Below are 15126 nucleotides of genomic sequence, written 5' to 3' on the forward strand. Positions count from 1 at the left end.
GCCGTGATCGACCGCTCGGCCGCCCGGCCCGCGCCGGTCGTGTCCGCGCCGGTTCGACGCCGTCCGCGCCGGCCCCTGGCGCTCGCCCTCGCGGCCGGTCTCGCCGTGCTTGTCGGCGTCGGCGCGCTGCTCACCCAGGGTTTCGGCGCACCCGACACGTCCGGCCCCGGGCCGGTGGCCGCCCCGTCGTCGCCCTCCACCACGGCGCCCTCGCCCCGGACGCCGTCGCAGTCGCCGAAGCCGGCGACGTCGACCTCCCCGTCGCCCCGCCCCAGCAGCGCCGTGCCGTCGGCCGTCGGGCAGGGGTTGCCGGTCAGCTTCCGCCAGGTCAGCGACGAGTTCGACCAGGTGCTCGCCGCGGCGGTGGCCCGTGGCGACGTCGACCGCAGAACCGCCGAGGAGCTGCGCGACGACCTCGCCGACGTGAACCGACGGACCCGGGACCGCGAGCGGCGCATCGCCGACCTGCGGGACACCATCGGCGAGCTGGTGGACCGTGGCCGGTTGCCCCGGCAGACCGCCGTCCAGCTCGACGCGTTGCTGGCCCAGACCCGTGAGCTACCCACCGATCGCGCCAACGACTGAGTAGTCTCACCGGCATGACGACGACGCAGACACACCGCCTCGCCGTACCCGGTGCTGACCTGGTCTACGACGTCCGAGGTCCACTGCCTCCGACCGGCGTGCGTCGCGCGTTGCTTCTGATCGGCCAGCCGATGACGGCGGAGGGTTTCGGCGCGCTCGCCCCGCACCTCACGGACCGGACCGTCATCACGTACGACCCGCGCGGTCTCGGCCGCAGTACCCGGAGCGACGGTCGGTCCGACCAGACGCCACAGCAGCAGGCGGCCGATCTGCACCTGCTCGTCGAGGCCCTCGGCGCCGGGCCGGTGGACGTGTTCGCCAGCAGCGGCGGCGCGGTGACCGCGCTCGAACTCGTCGCGACCCACCCCGGCGACGTCGGCACGCTGGTGGCGCACGAGCCGCCGATCAACGCGGTGCTTCCGGACGCCGCCGCAGCCGAGCGCGCTCGGAACGCGTTCTACGAGGCGTACCGCGCCAAGGGGTTCGGCGCCGGCATGGCCGCCTTCACCGCGATGACGTCGTGGCAGGGCGAGTTCACCGACGCCTACTTCGCCCAGCTCGCGCCGGACCCGGCGATGTTCGGCCTGCCGACCGAGGACGACGGCAGCCGCGACGATCCGTTGCTGTCCAACAGCTCATGGGCGATCACCGACTACCGCCCCGACGCGGGCGTCCTCACGGCGGCGTCGACTCGGATCGTGGTCGCGGTCGGCGCGGAGTCGGCCGGTACCTACACCGCACGCACGGCCCTCGGCACGGCGGCGCTGCTCGGCCAGGAGGCCGTGGTGTTCCCGAGTCACCACGGCGGCTTCCTCGGCGGCGAGCACGGATACGCGGGCAAGCCGGAGGAGTTCGCCGCGCGGCTGCGCGAGGTCCTGGACGCCGACTGACGCCGTCGTCGATCCGGACGGCTGATCCATCCGCCGGCGTCGCTGGCATGATGGGCCGATGCGAACACGGCTGATCTTCGTGCGTCACGGTGAGTCGGTCCACCAGGTCGACGGGATCGTGGGCGGACCGCACGGGTGCCGAGGGTTGACGTCGCTCGGCCACGACCAGGCCCACCGGCTGGCCCAGCGGCTCGTCGACGACTACGCCGTCGAGGGGTCGGTGGCGGTGTACTCGTCGGTGCTGCGTCGCGCCGTCGAAACCGCGCAGCCCATCGCCGCGGCGCTCGGCGTCCGGCCGCTGGCCGACTGCGGCCTCTGCACCTGGCACACCCCGCCGTACGCCGACGGGCTGCCGGTCACCCGCTTCCGCACCGAGCACGCGGTAGCCGGTGGGGGAGTGTTCCGCCCGTTCGAGGACGGCAACGAGAGCTGGGCCGAGTTGGTCGTCCGCGTCAGCCGCGCCGTCATGGAGATCGCGCACCGGCACCGGGGCGGCACCGTGGTCCTGGTCGGCCACAGCGAGACCGTGGAGGGCGCCTTCCACGCGCTCGCCGCGCAGCCGATCTTCCGGGCGTTCGACCTGGAGGTGCCCCCGGCGTCGATCAGCGAGTGGGTCACCGACCACGACACCGGCGGCTGGCCGCCGGCCCGCTGGACCCTGCGCCGCTTCGGCGACACCGTCCAGGGTCGGCTGGCGCTCTGATCCGTCGACGCCCGCCGGGCCGGGGCGTCAGTCGCGCAGGATCTGCTCGCGCAGGATCTCCGCGTGCCCGCAGTGCTGCGCCAACTCGCGCAGGACGTGCAGGTACATCCAGCGCAGTGGCAGCGGGCCGCGTCGGTTGCCGTGCAGCACGTCGTCCAGACCCAGCGACGCCGTCGCGCGGCGGGACGCCTCGCACGCTTCGCGGTGGGCCTGCTGGATGCTGGCGATGGTGTCGCCGTCGTCGAGGATGAACGACTCGTCCGGCGTCGCCGGGATGCCGATCTCGGCACGCGACCGGCACGTGATCGCCTCGTCGAACCAGACCTTCTCCACGAAGGCCGCGTGCTTCACCAGACCCAGCAGTGTCGTCCGCGACGGCACCAGCGAGCGTCGTGCCTGCTCCTCGGTCAGCCCGTCCAGGGCCTCGTTGAGCGCGCGGCGATGCTCGTCGATGAAGGCCTCGATCTGCGTCTGGGCTGGCTGGTCGACGACGTCGTCGGCGAAGGTGGGCGGGAAAACGGTCATGGACCGAAGCATGTCAAGGGCGTCGCCCGGGATCAACCAAGGCACGGCTCACCCGCCGAACGAGACGAGTGCGCCGCGTTCGTCGAAGACCGCCGTACCCGCCCAGGCGATCTCCCACCGGTTGCCCTCCGGGTCGGCGATGTATGCCGAGCGGCCACCCCACGAACGGTCGGTCGGCCCCGCCACGACCGACGCCCCCGCCGCGACAGCCGCCTCGAAGGCCGCGTCGACCTCCGCGCGGTCGTCGACGTTGCAGGCCAGCGTCACGCCGGACCAGCCACCGGCGGGATCGGCGACACCCGGCGCCGCCTCGGCCGCCAGCTCGGGCAGCGGGTAGAGGGCGAGCAGAACGCCTCCGAGCAGGAAGGCCGACCAGCCGTCGTCGCTGGCGGGCAGCTCCGGCCAGCCCAGGGACCGGTAGAAGGATCGCAGTCGGCCCAGGTCGCGGGCGCCCAGGGTGACCACGGAAAGTCGAGGAGGAATCGCGCTCATCGCCCGATCCTGCCGCACCCGTACGACAGGAAACGCCGGCGTCCTCAGTGGATCGAGGTCGCCGCCCACTCGCCCGGTGTCGTGCCGACCCGGGTGGCCACGTCACCGTTCGGTGTCCAGATGGCCGAGCGGCCGGCCGCCTCGCGGTAACCGCCGCCGGTCGACCCGGCGAAGCTCGCCATCACCACCCAGACTCGGTGCGTCGTGACGATCCGCTGCGCCCGCTCGTCCGGCACGGCGGCGTCCCGGGCCGACTCCAGCACCCCCGCCGCGTACACGTCGATCCCCAGGGCCGCCGTCGCCCGCGCGTGCGTGGCGACACCGGTGTCCTTACAGACCGCCAGCCCGATCCGCCATCCGTCGACGTCGAGCACGCCCGGTGCGTCGCCCGGCCGGAACCGCTGCGGCTCGACGCCGCCCAGCCACATCTTCCGGTACGCCACCGTCACCCCGTCACCGGTCACCGCCAGCACTCCGATGTGGTCACCGGTCACCGGCGCGCCGGCCAGCGCCACCGTGCCCACCTCGGCGCACGCGTCGACAAGTGGCGTCAACCGCCGGTCGTCGAGCGGCACGATCGGCCCCTGCAACTCGTACCCCGTCAGGGACAGCTCCGGGAAGACCACCACCCGGGCGCGCGCCGCGCGGACCGCGTCGGCGTGCGCCCGCGCGTTCTCCGCGACGTCCAGGGGTACGCACGGCGGCTGCGCCACCGCGAGCCGCAGAGGGGTGCGGTTTTCCGCACCTTGACCGGTGGGGGCGACCCGCGGCGTCGGATGGTCCGCCTCATGGTCGATTCTCAGGATCGGTTCGTAGCGTGGGGACATGATTCGAACGTCGCACGCCGTCCTCGCCACCGGAACCCCCGCCGCCGCGGCCGAACCGCCGCAGGGCGGGATCGTCGGGTACGTCAGCGATCTGGTGGAACGGCTCGGCGGGCCGGGGGCCGGTCTGGCGGTGGCGTTGGAGAACCTGTTTCCGCCGATCCCGAGCGAGGTCATCCTGCCGTTGGCCGGCTTCGTGGCCGCGCAGGGTCGGATCAGCCTGGTCGGCGCGATCTTCTGGACCACCCTGGGTTCGGTGGTCGGCGCGCTGGCGCTCTACCTGATCGGCGCGTCCCTGGGCCGGGACCGGATGCGCGCCATCGTCGCCCGACTGCCCCTGGTGAAGCTCAGCGACGTCGACCGGACCGAGGCGTGGTTCCTGCGGCACGGGGTGAAGGCGGTGTTCTTCGGCCGGATGATCCCGATCTTCCGAAGCCTGATCTCCATCCCGGCCGGGGTGGAGCGGATGCCGGTGCGGACCTTCCTGCTCTACACCACGCTGGGCAGCCTGATCTGGAACAGCGCCTTCGTGCTCGCCGGCTACCTGCTCGGTGACAACTGGCACCTCGTCGAGGGCTACGTCGGCACACTCCAGAACGTGGTGATCATCGCGTGCGTCGCGGCCGTCGCCTGGTTCGTCGGCTCGCGGGTGCTGAAGGCCCGCCGCGCCGACCGGAACCCCGAATCGGACCCGGCTCTCTCTCGCCACGGTGCGCCCCCGGCGGGGACGCCGGATCCCGACGGCCGGGGCACCCTCTACCGGGGCGCCTCCTGGGCCTCGGACGAGCGCTAGCCCGTCGCCTCCGCGAGATGTCTCCGGTGCAGCGGAACGAAGGGGTCGCCAGGTGAGTGGGGAACGGCGGACCGGCCGCTGGTGGGCCCGTGTGCGGCTGCCGGTGGGCGTCGCCGCCGGGAGCGCGACGGCCGTCGTCGAGCTTGGCTTCCTGGCCGTCGCGGCGGTCGCGCTCGCCGCGTCCGCGCTCGTGCCCGGCCGCCGGACCGCGGAGCTGACCAGACGGTACGCGGGACAGCTCGTACACCTGGAACGTCGGCGCCTCGCCGGTCTGCTCGGCGCGAACGAGCCGCCCGCGGCACCCGGAGTGTCCACCCGGCGACAGGTCGGCTACCTGGCCGCCCGGCTGCTGCCCGGCATGCTCGGCCTGCTGGCGTACGCCGTGCTGGGCATCGGGCTGGTGCTCGCGGGGATCGTGCTGCGGGCGGCGGTACGCGGTGAGCTGAGCCTCCTCGACGCGCTGTCCCAGGTCGCCGTGGGGGCCGTGCTGCTCCTGCTCAACGTCCAGGCCCTCGCCAGCATCGCCGCTCTGGACGTCCGGCTGGCCCGGCGGCTGCTGCGCCCCGGCCGTCGGGCGGAGCTGACCCGGCGGGTGCAGGAGCTGACCAGCAGCCGGGCGGCGGTCATCGCAGCGGTCGACGCCGAACGGCAGCGCATCGAACGCGACCTGCACGACGGTCTCCAGCAGCGGCTGGTCGCCCTCGGCATGCTGCTCGGGAGGGCCCGCCGCGCCCGGGACGCCGACCGCGCCCGCGCTCTGGTCGCCCAGGCACACGAGGACGTGCAGCGGGCCGTCGCGGAGTTGCGGGAGGTGGCGTGGCGGGTCTACCCGTCGGCGCTGGACGCCAGCGATCTGGGTGAGGTGCTGGCCATGGTCGCCCGTGGCTCCGAGGTGCCGGTGCGGATCCGCTGCGACCTGCCGCTTCGCCCGGCACGACAGATCGAGACGGTGCTCTACTTCGTGGCCTGCGAGTCGCTCACCAACGCCGCGAAACACGCCGCCGCTACCCTGGTCACGGTCGAGATCGGGGTACGGGAAGGGTGGATCCGCATGCGGGTGCACGACGACGGCGTCGGCGGTGCGGATCTCACCGGGCGCGGGCTCTCCGGGTTGGCCCGACGGGTCGCCGCGCTGGACGGCCGCCTGGGCGTGACGAGCCCGGCCGGCGGTCCGACCATCGTGCTCGCGGAACTGCCGTGCGCCTAGTTCTCGCCGAAGACTCGACCCTGCTCCGGGAGGGCCTCACCCGGCTGCTGGCGGAGGAGGACCACGAGGTGGCCGCGGCCGTCGGCACCGCCGACGAGCTTGTCGAGGCGGTCGGCCGGTCCCGTCCCGACGTGGTCGTCACCGATGTCCGGATGCCGCCCACCCACACCGACGACGGGTTGCGTGCCGCGTTGGAGATCCGCGAGCGCTGGCCCGACACCGGGGTCCTCGTGCTCTCCCAGTACGTCGAGCGGCGCTACGCCGCCCGGCTGCTCGCGGACCGTCCCGAAGGAGTCGGTTACCTGCTCAAGGACCGGGTCGCCCAGGTGGACGACTTCCTCGACGCCCTCGACCGGGTCGCCGCCCGGGGCACGGCGCTCGACCCGGAGGTGGTCCGTCAGGTGGTGGCCGGTTCGGAGCGACCCGATCCGTTCGGCCGACTCACCCCACGCGAACGGGACGTCCTGCACGAGATGGCCCAGGGGTACACGAACGCCGCTGTCGCCCAGCGGTTGCACGTGTCGCAGAGCGCCGTGGAGAAGCACGTCAACGCCATCTTCGACAAGCTCGGCCTCGCCCACACGACGGGCTACAGCCGCCGTATCCTCGCGGTCCTGCGCTACCTGGGCACGCCCTAGCCGATCGCTCGGGCGGTATGTCCAGTCGTGGGCAGTTATGGGGTGTGACCGGGTGCATCCCCGGGCCGGAATCGTGGCCGGCCCGGGGTCGTTACACACCCTGACGATCGCAGGACCACGGCCACCCCGACCGGGGGAATGGTCGGCCGGACCCGGTCGTTGCAGACCCCCGGAACGAAGACCTTCCCCGATTTGTGCGGCGCCGGACGAGGTGCGCACATCCGCGTCGCCGTTCCCCTGTGGTGACGCGGGTGTTTCCTACCCCCGAAGGAGCTACCCCCATGAACACGATCTTCCGTAAGAGCATGCTGTCCGTTGCCGGTCTCGCGTTCGCCGGTGGTGTCTTCGCCGGCCCGATCGCCCATGTCGCCGCCTCGAGCACCGACGCCCGGCCGGTCGCCGTGGTGCAGGCCGACAAGCCCGACCCGAGCAAGCTGATCCCGCACGGCACTCAGGGCGACCAGTCGCACATCGACCTGAACGACGAGCAGACCGCCAACGCCAAGGCCATCATCGCGGCCACGAAGAAGGCGGGTCTGCCCGAGCGGGCCGCGGTCATCTCGATCGCGACGAGCCTGCAGGAGTCGAAGCTGGAGAACCTGGGTCACCTCGGCGACATGAACGACCACGACTCGTTGGGTCTGTTCCAGCAGCGCCCGTCGAGCGGTTGGGGCACGCCGGAGCAGATCACCGACCCCGAGTACTCCACCACCGCGTTCCTCAAGGGCCTCAAGCAGGTTGACGGCTGGCAGGACATGCCGCTGACCGAGGCCGCGCAGACCGTGCAGGTCTCGGCCTACCCGGACGCGTACGCCCAGTGGGAGCAGCAGGCCGCCGACCTGGTCGGCCAGTACTGGAACAGCTGACCCACCGCACGACCCGACCGATGGCCGGCGCCCCCCGGGGTGCCGGCCATCGGCATCTTCACCCACCCGGCCCTGGCCCGAACGACCTCGCCGGAGCGGGAACACCGGGAGGCGTCGGCTGGTTGTGAACCAGTGTCGGTGTGACTCAGTGTCCCCGGGCCTCACCTACATAGCCCTCGCGGAATACCGTTCGGCTGGAACCGCGTCGCGCCACTCGCCGAGAGGCGACCTGCACACCGACACCGGCGCCGCCCCCGACCACGGTCGGGGGCGGCGCTGCTGTGCCCGCCGGGCACGACGAGCCACCCTCGGTCGCGGCACAATGTGCCGATGGATGCCGCGCAGACCTGGCCGGAGGAGCCCGGTGTGCTCGTACTGCCCAGCGGGGCGCGGGTACGAGGACGCCGTATCGCCGCGACCGCCTCGCCGGCCGACTTCGCCCTGTTGCTGGCGCCCGGTCCGGAACCGACCTGGCCACACCGGCGGATCCGCTGGCCCGACTTCTGGGTACCGGTCGACCGTGCGGACGCGCTCGACGCGCTGCGCGAGGCGCTGCGGAGAGCACGCGACGGCGAACGCGTCGAGGTGGCCTGCCGGGGCGGGATCGGCCGCACCGGCACGGCGCTGGCCGCGCTGGCGATCCTCGACGGACTACCGGCCGAGCGGGCGGTGCCCTGGGTCCGGGCCGGCTACCACCCGAAGGCGGTCGAGACACCCTGGCAGCGGCGGTGGCTACGCACCATCGCCTGAGCACCGCACCGCCGACCCGCCAACCGCCCCCGCCGGGCGATCTTGTTGACTAGGGTCGGGCACATGAGAGCTGCTGCGCTGCTGGCGGTCACGGCGTCCGCCGTCCTGCTCGCTCCCGCGCCGGCTGTCGGCACGGCGGCTGCGGCCACGCGTACCGCTGCCGCCCCGTCGGCCGTGCGGTGTCCGCGGGCGTCGGCGCCGACGGTGTCCCGGCCGCCGCGCCCGTCGCCCCCGCCCGCCGTGCCCGAGGCTCGGGTGGTCGGCGGCGTCGCACTGGCGACCAGCGGCCTGGTCGTGCCGGCCGGCGTGGACGCGCCACCGGCGATCACCGCCACGTCGTGGCTGGTCGCGGACCTCGACTCCGGCCAGGTGCTCGGCGGCTGCGGCCCGCACGAGTACGGCACCCCGGCCAGCGTCCAGAAGCTGTTGCTGGCGGCCACGATGATGCCCCGACTCGACCCCGCCCAGACGGTGACCGTCACCGCGGCGGACATGAACATCGAGCCCGGCTCGTCCGCCGTCGGCCTGGTCGAGGGCGGCCGCTACACGATCGAGACGATCTGGCTGGGGCTGCTGCTGAACTCCGGCAACGAGGCGGCGAACGCGCTGGCCCGCCTCGGCGGCGGCCCGGACGGCGCGGCCGGGGGAGTGCGCGCCATGAACGAGCAGGCGCACCACCTCGGCGCGCTCCAGACACACGCTGTCACCCCGTCCGGTCTGGACGGCAAGGGCCAGTTCACCAGCGCGTACGACCTGGCGCTGATCGCCCGGGCCTGCTTCGCGCAGCCGACGTTCCGCCGGTACGCGCTCACCGACCTGGCGACGATCCCCGCGCAGCCGGCACAGCGGACGAAGGGCTTCCAGATCCAGAACGAGAACCAGCTCATCTACCGGTACCCGGGCGCGTTGGGCGGCAAGACGGGCTTCACCGACCTGGCGCGGCACACGTACGTCGGCGCGGCGCAACGCGACGGTCGCCGACTGGTGGTGACGTTGCTGGGTGCCGAGCCGACGCCGAAGCGGGGCTGGGAGCAGGGCGCGGCCCTGTTGGACTGGGGTTTCTCACTGCCCCGCGACGCCGGTGTCGGTCGCCTGGTCGAGCCGGGAGAGCTGACCGCCACACCGTCGGCCACCCCGTCCGTGCTGGCCGCGCCCGGTCCGCCCCGCCCGGCGGCGGCCAGCGGTCCGGCGCACACCGGTTCCGGCTGGCTCTGGTCGGTCTCCGCGCTCAGTGGCGCGGGGGTGCTGGTGCTGCTCGGCGGGCTGCTGTGGCACCGTCGCCGCCGGCTGTCCTGACGGGTCGGCAACCGGCCGCAGCGATCGACAACCGGCTGCGGCATCCATAGACTCCGGTCTTTCTGGCAGCGCGAGTCCCAGGAGGATCCCTGTGTCGAGTGAACGCGAAACGCCCTCCGGCGCGGCGGCACCCCGCCCGTCGGTACGTGCGCTGACCCGCCTCGCGGGCGTGACGGCGATCGCCGCGGCGCTGGTCGTCGGCGCTTCGGCCACCGCGCTGGCCGCGCCGGGCGCGACCGTCGACGCGTCCGGCGTCGCCAGCGTGGCGCACGCTCCGGCGCCGCCCGCCGCTGACCGCCCGCCGCGCACCACGCACGGCCCGTGCGCGTACACCGAGACGCCCGACGAGCCGGCCGCCCGACCCGTGCCGCTGCCACCCGACCCGCGCCGCACGCCGGACCGGGGCACCGTCCGCGTGACGCTCTCCACGAACCAGGGGCCGATCGGGTTGACCCTGGACCGGGCTGCCGCGCCGTGCACGGTGCAGAGCTTCCTACACCTGGTCGGTAAGCGGTTCTACGACCGCACCCCGTGTCACCGGCTCACCGCGTACCCGACGCTCAGCGTGTTGCAGTGCGGCGACCCGTCCGGCACCGGCGAGGGCGGGCCGGGCTACCGGTACCGCGACGAACTGCCCACCGACCTGCCGCCCGCGCCCACCGACCCGACCGGCGTACGCCGGCTCTACGCGCGGGGCGTGCTGGCGATGGCCAACGCCGGTCCGGACACCAACGGCAGCCAGTTCTTCCTGGTGTACGCGGACTCGGCGCTGCGCCCCAACTACACGATCTTCGGGACGGTCGACGCGGCCGGGCTGGACACGTTGGACCGGATCGCCGCCGGAGGCATCGCGCCGACGGCCGAGGATCCCGCGCCGGTCGACGGCGCGCCCGCCCTGCCGGTGACCATCTGTCGGGCCGTACGCGCACACCACCACTGATCCGCTGGGCGCGGTGGGCGGCGAGGGCCGCTCACCGCGACGCCGGTTGCCGGAATTTCCGGTATCCCGACCGGTAGCGGCGGAACCAGGTATCCGACCCGGTTCAGGCCGTTGGAACGACGGGGGTCACCCGGTCGACGGCACGGTGGTGCTGTCCCGGACGACCAGTTCGGTGGCGAGCTCCACCCGGGGGGAGTCGATGCCCTCACCCTGGGCCAGCCGCAGTACCGTCCGCGCCGCGAGGCGGCCCATCTCCACCAGGGGCTGCCGGACGGTGGTCAGCGGCGGGGACGCCCAGCGGGCCTCCGGCAGGTCGTCGAATCCCACCACGCTGACGTCGTCGGGAACCCGCAGCCCTCGCCGGCGGATGGCCTCGTAGACGCCGAACGCCATCTGGTCGCTGGCCGCGAAGATGCCGGTCGGCGGATCGGCCAGGTCGAGCAGCGCCGTGCCGCCCGCGAAGCCGGAGGCGTGGTAGAAGTCGCCCGGGTAGATCAGCGCGTCGTCCACCGGCACTCCGGCGGCCTCCAGCCCGGCCCGGTAGCCGTCGAGTCGGGCCCGACTGCACAGCAGATGTGTCGGTCCGGCCACGAATCCGATCCGGCGGTGACCGACCGCCAGCAGGTGTTCGGTCGCGGCGAGCCCGCCCGCCCAGTTGGTGGCGCCGATGGTCGGCACGTCCATGGCCGGCACGCCGGCCGGGTCGACGACCACCACCGGCACGTTGAGGCGGCGTAGCTGTGCGTGCAGCGGCGGGCTCAGGTGCGACGTCACGAAGATGACCCCGTCGGTGGCCCGGGTGCGCAGGTTCTGCAACCACTGCCGGGCCGCGGTGGGCTGCCGGTGAATCGCGGAGACGACGGTGCCGACACCCGCGCCGTGCCCGACGTCCTCGACGCCCCGGATGATCTCCACGGCCCAGGGGCTGTCCAGGTCGTTGAAGACCAGGTCGACGAGGCCCGCGCGGCGGACGCTGCGGCTGCTGCGGCGTCGGTAGCCGTGGTGGCGCAACAGCTCCTCGACGCGTTCCCGGGTGTCGGGGGCCACATCGGACCGGCCGTTGAGCACCCGTGACACGGTCGGCACCGAGACGCCGGCCTCCCGTGCGATCGCGGTGATGGTCACCCTGCGTCCGTCGTCCGCGTCCACCCGTGTCTCCTTCACCGCTCCGGGAGGGGCCACCGCCCGCGTCGCCCGTCCCGTGTCCCGGAACGGCACGCCCGCTCCTCGGGTCATCTTGCCTCACCGAGGGGGGTTGACGACACGCCAGGTCGGTCATAGCGTTCGGCAGAGTTGCGGAAATGTTCCGGTAATTTGTCGGATGCGTCTCGCCGTACCGTCCCGCGTGACAGACAAGGACGCCATGTACACGGACCTGCCCGAGGAGCAGCTACGCGAGTACCGCGGCGTGGTGCGCGAGCCCGCCGACTTCGACGACTTCTGGGCGCGCACCCTGGTGCAGGCGCGCGAGGCGGCGTGGCCGGTCCGGCTCGAACCCGTGGTGACCGGGCTGACCGCCATCGACGTGTACGACGTGACGTTCCCCGGCTTCGCCGGACAGCCCGTACGGGCCTGGCTCAGGGTTCCCCACGGCACCGGCACCGCCCTGCCGACTGTCGTGCAGTACGTGGGCTACGGCGGCGGGCGTGGGCACCCACTGGAGAACCTGCTCTGGGCGACCGCCGGGTTCACCCATCTACAGATGGACACCCGGGGGCAGGGTTCCGGCTGGAGCCGGGGCGACACCGCGGATCTGGGCGCGACAGGCGCGCAGGCGCCCGGCGTGGCGACGCGGGGCATCGCCGACCCACGCACGTACTACTACCGACGGTTGATCACCGACGCGGTACGGGCCGTGGACGCCGCCCGTACCCTGCCCATGGTCGACCCGACCCGACTGGCGGTGCTGGGGCACAGCCAGGGCGGGGCCATGGCGCTCGCGGCCGGCGCGTTGGCGCCCGGTGTGCGGGCGGTGGTGGCCCTCGTGCCGTTCCTGTGCGACATCCCCCGCGCCGTTGTGGTCACCGATGCCCACCCGTACCGGGAGATCCGTGACTACCTGGCGATCCACCGCGACGCCGAGGAGCGGACGCTGACGACCCTGTCGTACGTCGACGGGGTCAACTTCGCGCGGCGCTGTCGCCGGCCCACCCGCTACTCGGTGGCGTTGATGGACGACATCGTGCCGCCCTCGGGTGTCTACGCCGCCCACAACTCCCACGCCGGGCCGACGGAGTTGTCGGTGTGGCGCTACAACGGCCACGAGGCCGGGGGTATCGACGACGACGAGGCGGCCCTGCGCTTCCTCGCCGCGCAGTTGGTCGAGACACCCGAGGCGACGAAGGCCGCCGTCCACCCGGTTCCGCTGACGCGCGGCGCGTGAGCGGAACCGCTGGACCAGCGCGGGACGCGCCGACCGATCTGCCGCGCGTCGCCGACAGGTTTTGGTAGACAGGACCTGTGCGCAGGGCAGGACGGTTGGGTGGCGTTGCGGTGCTCGCGCTCGCCGCGGCGCTGGGTGGCTGCTCCTCGCCGCCACGCCCCGCGCCGACGGTCGCCACCCCGGTCTCGGCGAGCCCTCGACCGACGCCTGGCAGCCCTACCGCCCGCCCGAGCGCGACCCCGCCGCGCGCGGGCGGGTTGCCGGGTTTCGTGGTGCTGACCGACGTCGACCCGCGAATCCACGCCGACATCCGGTACGCCACGGCGCACAACTTCGTGGGCCGGCCGATCGCCGGCTACCGCGAACCGCTGTGCCTGCTCACCCGGTCGGCGGCCGAGGGGCTGCGCCGGGTCCAGGACGCCGCGCTCGTCGGGGGCCACAGCCTCAAGGTGTACGACTGCTACCGCCCGCAGCCGGCGGTGGACGACTTCGTCGCCTGGTCGAAGCGTCCCGGTGAGCAGCAGACCAAGGCCGAGTTCTACCCGGACCTGGCGAAGGACCGGCTCTTCGCCGACGGCTACATCGGCGCGCCGACCGCGCACAGCCGGGGCAGCACGATAGACCTGACCCTCGTCGACGAGCCCGCCGCCAGCCAGCCCCCGTACCGGCCCGGCCAGTCGCTGGTGGCCTGCACCGCGCCCCGGGCGCGACGCTTCCCGGACAACAGCATCGACATGGGTACGGGCTTCGACTGCTTCGACGCCCGAGCGCACACCGACGACCCCCGGATCACCGGGACCGCCCGGGACAACCGGCGGTTGTTGCGACGGCTGATGACCGACGCCGGATTCGTGAACTATGACCGGGAATGGTGGCACTACCGCCTGCGTGACGAGCCGTACCCGAACAGGTTCTTCGCCGCGCCGGTCGCCCGTTCGTCGGTCGGCTGAGACCCGGCGGTCAGGTCCAGTAGAGGACGCGGCAGGCGGGTATCCGCGCGGCCAGCTCGTCGGTGAACCACCCTCGCAGCTCGGCCATCGTGTCCCGGGGGTAGACGTACTTCACCGCGCCGAATTTGCCGTGCTTGCGGCTGCGCGCCGCCACGTCCATCTCCAACCGGGTACGCGGGTACCAGCCGAGCAGCACCTCCCGGCTGCCGGGCGTGAACCGGTGGGTGATCAGCTCGGCGGTCAGGTCCAGCTCCGGCACCCCGTCGACCGCCGCGCGGACCTGGTCCAGCAGGTCGCCGTACGCCTCGCGCCAGTCGGGCAGCGCGATGATGGGCGCGATGGTCAGCCCGACGGGATAACCGTCGAGCGCGAGCCGGCGCAGGGCGGCGAGCCGGTCCGGCACCCGGGCGGTGCCGCCCTCGAACCGCTGGCTGACCGGCGCGCAGTTGACGCTGAACCGGACCCGGGTGCGCCCGTGGTGGGGCAGGCCGACGAAGCTGTCCACGTCGGCGTACTTGGTGGTCCAGCGCAACTGCACGGGGGCGTCCCAGTCGGCGAAGTGCCGCACCGCCCGTTGCCAACTGCCGGTCAGGTGCTCCAGCGCCAGAGGGTCGGTATAGCAGGACGCCTCGAACGTGGTGCCCTCGTCGGCGCGACGCGCGTCGCGGCTGGTCACCGTGCCGCGCCCGGCGTACGGAGTCAGTCCGGCGAGGATCTCGTCGAGGTCCGCGTACACCCGGGTCACCGGCGGGCCGGAGAGCGAGCCGGCCAGGTAGCAGTACTGGCAGTGCGCGGGGCAGCCCTCGGCGAGGTCGACGCGCCAGTCGGCGCTGGGCGCGATGGGTTGCAGGTCGCGGCGGGACGGCGGGCTCGCCACGATCGCCATGGTCGCCTTGGCCCGGGCGTACGTCTCGCGGTCGGTCTGCCCGCGTACTCCGCTGAGTCGGTTGGAGCGGAGCCGTTCCACCTCGATGCCGAGCGCCTGAACCCGGTCGACGATCCGTTGTCCGTGCGGGTGGTCCAGGGCGGCGGGGGTGGCCACCACCCGACCGGGGGTCCAGCGACGCGCGGGTCGCGCCGCCGGGGCGAGGGCGGCCAGGTCGCGGATCGGCACCCGCTCGCCGCTGGCGTCGTGCGGCGCGGCGGGTACGTCCACGGCCAGCGGCGTGTCGACGTCGACGGCGTCCGGGCTGGTCATCGGGCCGGAGTACCCGTTGCCGCAGGAATCCCACCCGATCGCCGTCCTGGCGATTGACGCCGCAGGTCGGGAACGCATAACCTTTC

17 protein-coding genes are annotated in these 15126 nt (G+C 73.3%); 12 read left to right on the top strand and 5 right to left on the bottom strand.

The genetic code is table 11. From position 1 onward, the window contains the following. Nucleotides 1-3 precede the first annotated feature (3 nt). From ACQP0N_RS14080 to ACQP0N_RS14090, 3 genes are read left to right on the top strand one after another with little or no spacing between them, the layout of a single operon-like run. Entirely contained in the window at nucleotides 4-585 is a 582-nt protein-coding gene (locus tag ACQP0N_RS14080; RefSeq protein WP_433120624.1) for a hypothetical protein, read from the top strand. Between the two features lie 14 nt (nucleotides 586-599). Then, nucleotides 600-1475: an alpha/beta fold hydrolase gene (locus ACQP0N_RS14085; protein ID WP_433120626.1), complete on the top strand. Its 876-nt coding sequence runs from the start codon at nucleotides 600-602 to the stop codon at nucleotides 1473-1475. A gap of 58 nt (nucleotides 1476-1533) precedes the next feature. After that, on the top strand, nucleotides 1534-2178 hold the full coding sequence (locus ACQP0N_RS14090) for a histidine phosphatase family protein (protein ID WP_355049997.1): 645 nt from the start codon (nucleotides 1534-1536) through the stop codon (nucleotides 2176-2178). A 27-nt stretch (nucleotides 2179-2205) separates the two neighbouring features. Here ACQP0N_RS14090 and ACQP0N_RS14095 read toward each other — a convergent pair whose 3' ends face one another. The 3 genes from ACQP0N_RS14095 to ACQP0N_RS14105 are packed head-to-tail and all read right to left on the bottom strand — an operon-like array spanning nucleotide 2206 to nucleotide 3920. Beyond that, nucleotides 2206-2703: a DinB family protein gene (locus tag ACQP0N_RS14095; protein WP_357121477.1), complete on the bottom strand. Its 498-nt coding sequence runs from the start codon at nucleotides 2701-2703 to the stop codon at nucleotides 2206-2208. A gap of 48 nt (nucleotides 2704-2751) precedes the next feature. Further along, complete coding sequence (locus tag ACQP0N_RS14100) at nucleotides 2752-3195, bottom strand: VOC family protein (RefSeq protein WP_433120629.1); 444 nt, start codon at nucleotides 3193-3195, stop codon at nucleotides 2752-2754. 44 nt (nucleotides 3196-3239) lie between these two features. Next, nucleotides 3240-3920 carry a carbon-nitrogen hydrolase family protein gene (locus tag ACQP0N_RS14105; protein WP_433121624.1) on the bottom strand — a complete coding sequence of 227 codons (681 nt, stop codon included), beginning with the start codon at nucleotides 3918-3920 and terminating at the stop codon, nucleotides 3240-3242. 100 nt (nucleotides 3921-4020) lie between these two features. Between ACQP0N_RS14105 and ACQP0N_RS14110 the strand changes: the two genes are divergently transcribed. From ACQP0N_RS14110 to ACQP0N_RS14140, 7 genes are all read left to right on the top strand, one after another. Next, nucleotides 4021-4812, top strand: a complete 792-nt coding sequence (locus tag ACQP0N_RS14110; protein ID WP_433120631.1) for a DedA family protein — start codon at nucleotides 4021-4023, stop codon at nucleotides 4810-4812. A 52-nt stretch (nucleotides 4813-4864) separates the two neighbouring features. Beyond that, nucleotides 4865-6019, top strand: coding sequence for a sensor histidine kinase (locus ACQP0N_RS14115; RefSeq protein ID WP_433120633.1), 1155 nt, complete (start codon nucleotides 4865-4867; stop codon nucleotides 6017-6019). After that, entirely contained in the window at nucleotides 6010-6657 is a 648-nt protein-coding gene (locus tag ACQP0N_RS14120; RefSeq protein WP_433120635.1) for a response regulator transcription factor, read from the top strand. The genes ACQP0N_RS14115 and ACQP0N_RS14120 overlap by 10 nt, the downstream gene beginning before the upstream one ends. Nucleotides 6658-6938: 281 nt before the next feature. Further along, nucleotides 6939-7523: a hypothetical protein gene (locus ACQP0N_RS14125; protein WP_433120638.1), complete on the top strand. Its 585-nt coding sequence runs from the start codon at nucleotides 6939-6941 to the stop codon at nucleotides 7521-7523. Nucleotides 7524-7853: 330 nt separating this feature from the next. Further along, complete coding sequence (locus ACQP0N_RS14130; protein ID WP_433120640.1) at nucleotides 7854-8273, top strand: protein-tyrosine phosphatase family protein; 420 nt, start codon at nucleotides 7854-7856, stop codon at nucleotides 8271-8273. Between the two features lie 63 nt (nucleotides 8274-8336). Next, nucleotides 8337-9569, top strand: a complete 1233-nt coding sequence (locus tag ACQP0N_RS14135; protein WP_433120642.1) for a D-alanyl-D-alanine carboxypeptidase family protein — start codon at nucleotides 8337-8339, stop codon at nucleotides 9567-9569. Between the two features lie 91 nt (nucleotides 9570-9660). Further along, entirely contained in the window at nucleotides 9661-10509 is an 849-nt protein-coding gene (locus ACQP0N_RS14140; protein ID WP_355049990.1) for a peptidylprolyl isomerase, read from the top strand. 126 nt (nucleotides 10510-10635) lie between these two features. Here ACQP0N_RS14140 and ACQP0N_RS14145 read toward each other — a convergent pair whose 3' ends face one another. Further along, nucleotides 10636-11658 carry a LacI family DNA-binding transcriptional regulator gene (locus tag ACQP0N_RS14145; RefSeq protein WP_355049989.1) on the bottom strand — a complete coding sequence of 341 codons (1023 nt, stop codon included), beginning with the start codon at nucleotides 11656-11658 and terminating at the stop codon, nucleotides 10636-10638. A gap of 214 nt (nucleotides 11659-11872) precedes the next feature. Here ACQP0N_RS14145 and ACQP0N_RS14150 point away from each other — a divergent pair, with 214 nt between their 5' ends. Continuing rightward, nucleotides 11873-12892, top strand: a complete 1020-nt coding sequence (locus tag ACQP0N_RS14150; protein WP_433121626.1) for an acetylxylan esterase — start codon at nucleotides 11873-11875, stop codon at nucleotides 12890-12892. A 77-nt stretch (nucleotides 12893-12969) separates the two neighbouring features. Continuing rightward, nucleotides 12970-13842 carry a M15 family metallopeptidase gene (locus ACQP0N_RS14155; protein WP_433120645.1) on the top strand — a complete coding sequence of 291 codons (873 nt, stop codon included), beginning with the start codon at nucleotides 12970-12972 and terminating at the stop codon, nucleotides 13840-13842. A 10-nt stretch (nucleotides 13843-13852) separates the two neighbouring features. On the opposite strand, the gene ACQP0N_RS14160 is transcribed toward ACQP0N_RS14155, so the two are convergent. Next, complete coding sequence (locus ACQP0N_RS14160) at nucleotides 13853-15040, bottom strand: spore photoproduct lyase family protein (RefSeq protein ID WP_433120647.1); 1188 nt, start codon at nucleotides 15038-15040, stop codon at nucleotides 13853-13855. Nucleotides 15041-15126 lie beyond the last annotated feature (86 nt).

The organism is Micromonospora sp. CA-246542 (assembly GCF_050942905.1).
GTDB lineage: Bacteria > Actinomycetota > Actinomycetes > Mycobacteriales > Micromonosporaceae > Micromonospora.

Bases quoted from the DNA above. Each gene is read 5' to 3' on its own strand.
- ACQP0N_RS14110 (WP_433120631.1), top strand. From the start codon at position 4,021: ATGATTCGAACGTCGCACGCCGTCCTCGCCACCGGAACCCCCGCCGCC.
- ACQP0N_RS14135 (WP_433120642.1), top strand. From the start codon at position 8,337: ATGAGAGCTGCTGCGCTGCTGGCGGTCACGGCGTCCGCCGTCCTGCTC.
- ACQP0N_RS14160 (WP_433120647.1), bottom strand. From the start codon at position 15,040: ATGACCAGCCCGGACGCCGTCGACGTCGACACGCCGCTGGCCGTGGAC.
- ACQP0N_RS14125 (WP_433120638.1), top strand. From the start codon at position 6,939: ATGAACACGATCTTCCGTAAGAGCATGCTGTCCGTTGCCGGTCTCGCG.
- ACQP0N_RS14100 (WP_433120629.1), bottom strand. From the start codon at position 3,195: ATGAGCGCGATTCCTCCTCGACTTTCCGTGGTCACCCTGGGCGCCCGC.
- ACQP0N_RS14130 (WP_433120640.1), top strand. From the start codon at position 7,854: ATGGATGCCGCGCAGACCTGGCCGGAGGAGCCCGGTGTGCTCGTACTG.
- ACQP0N_RS14150 (WP_433121626.1), top strand. From the start codon at position 11,873: ATGTACACGGACCTGCCCGAGGAGCAGCTACGCGAGTACCGCGGCGTG.
- ACQP0N_RS14085 (WP_433120626.1), top strand. From the start codon at position 600: ATGACGACGACGCAGACACACCGCCTCGCCGTACCCGGTGCTGACCTG.
- ACQP0N_RS14090 (WP_355049997.1), top strand. From the start codon at position 1,534: ATGCGAACACGGCTGATCTTCGTGCGTCACGGTGAGTCGGTCCACCAG.
- ACQP0N_RS14095 (WP_357121477.1), bottom strand. From the start codon at position 2,703: ATGACCGTTTTCCCGCCCACCTTCGCCGACGACGTCGTCGACCAGCCA.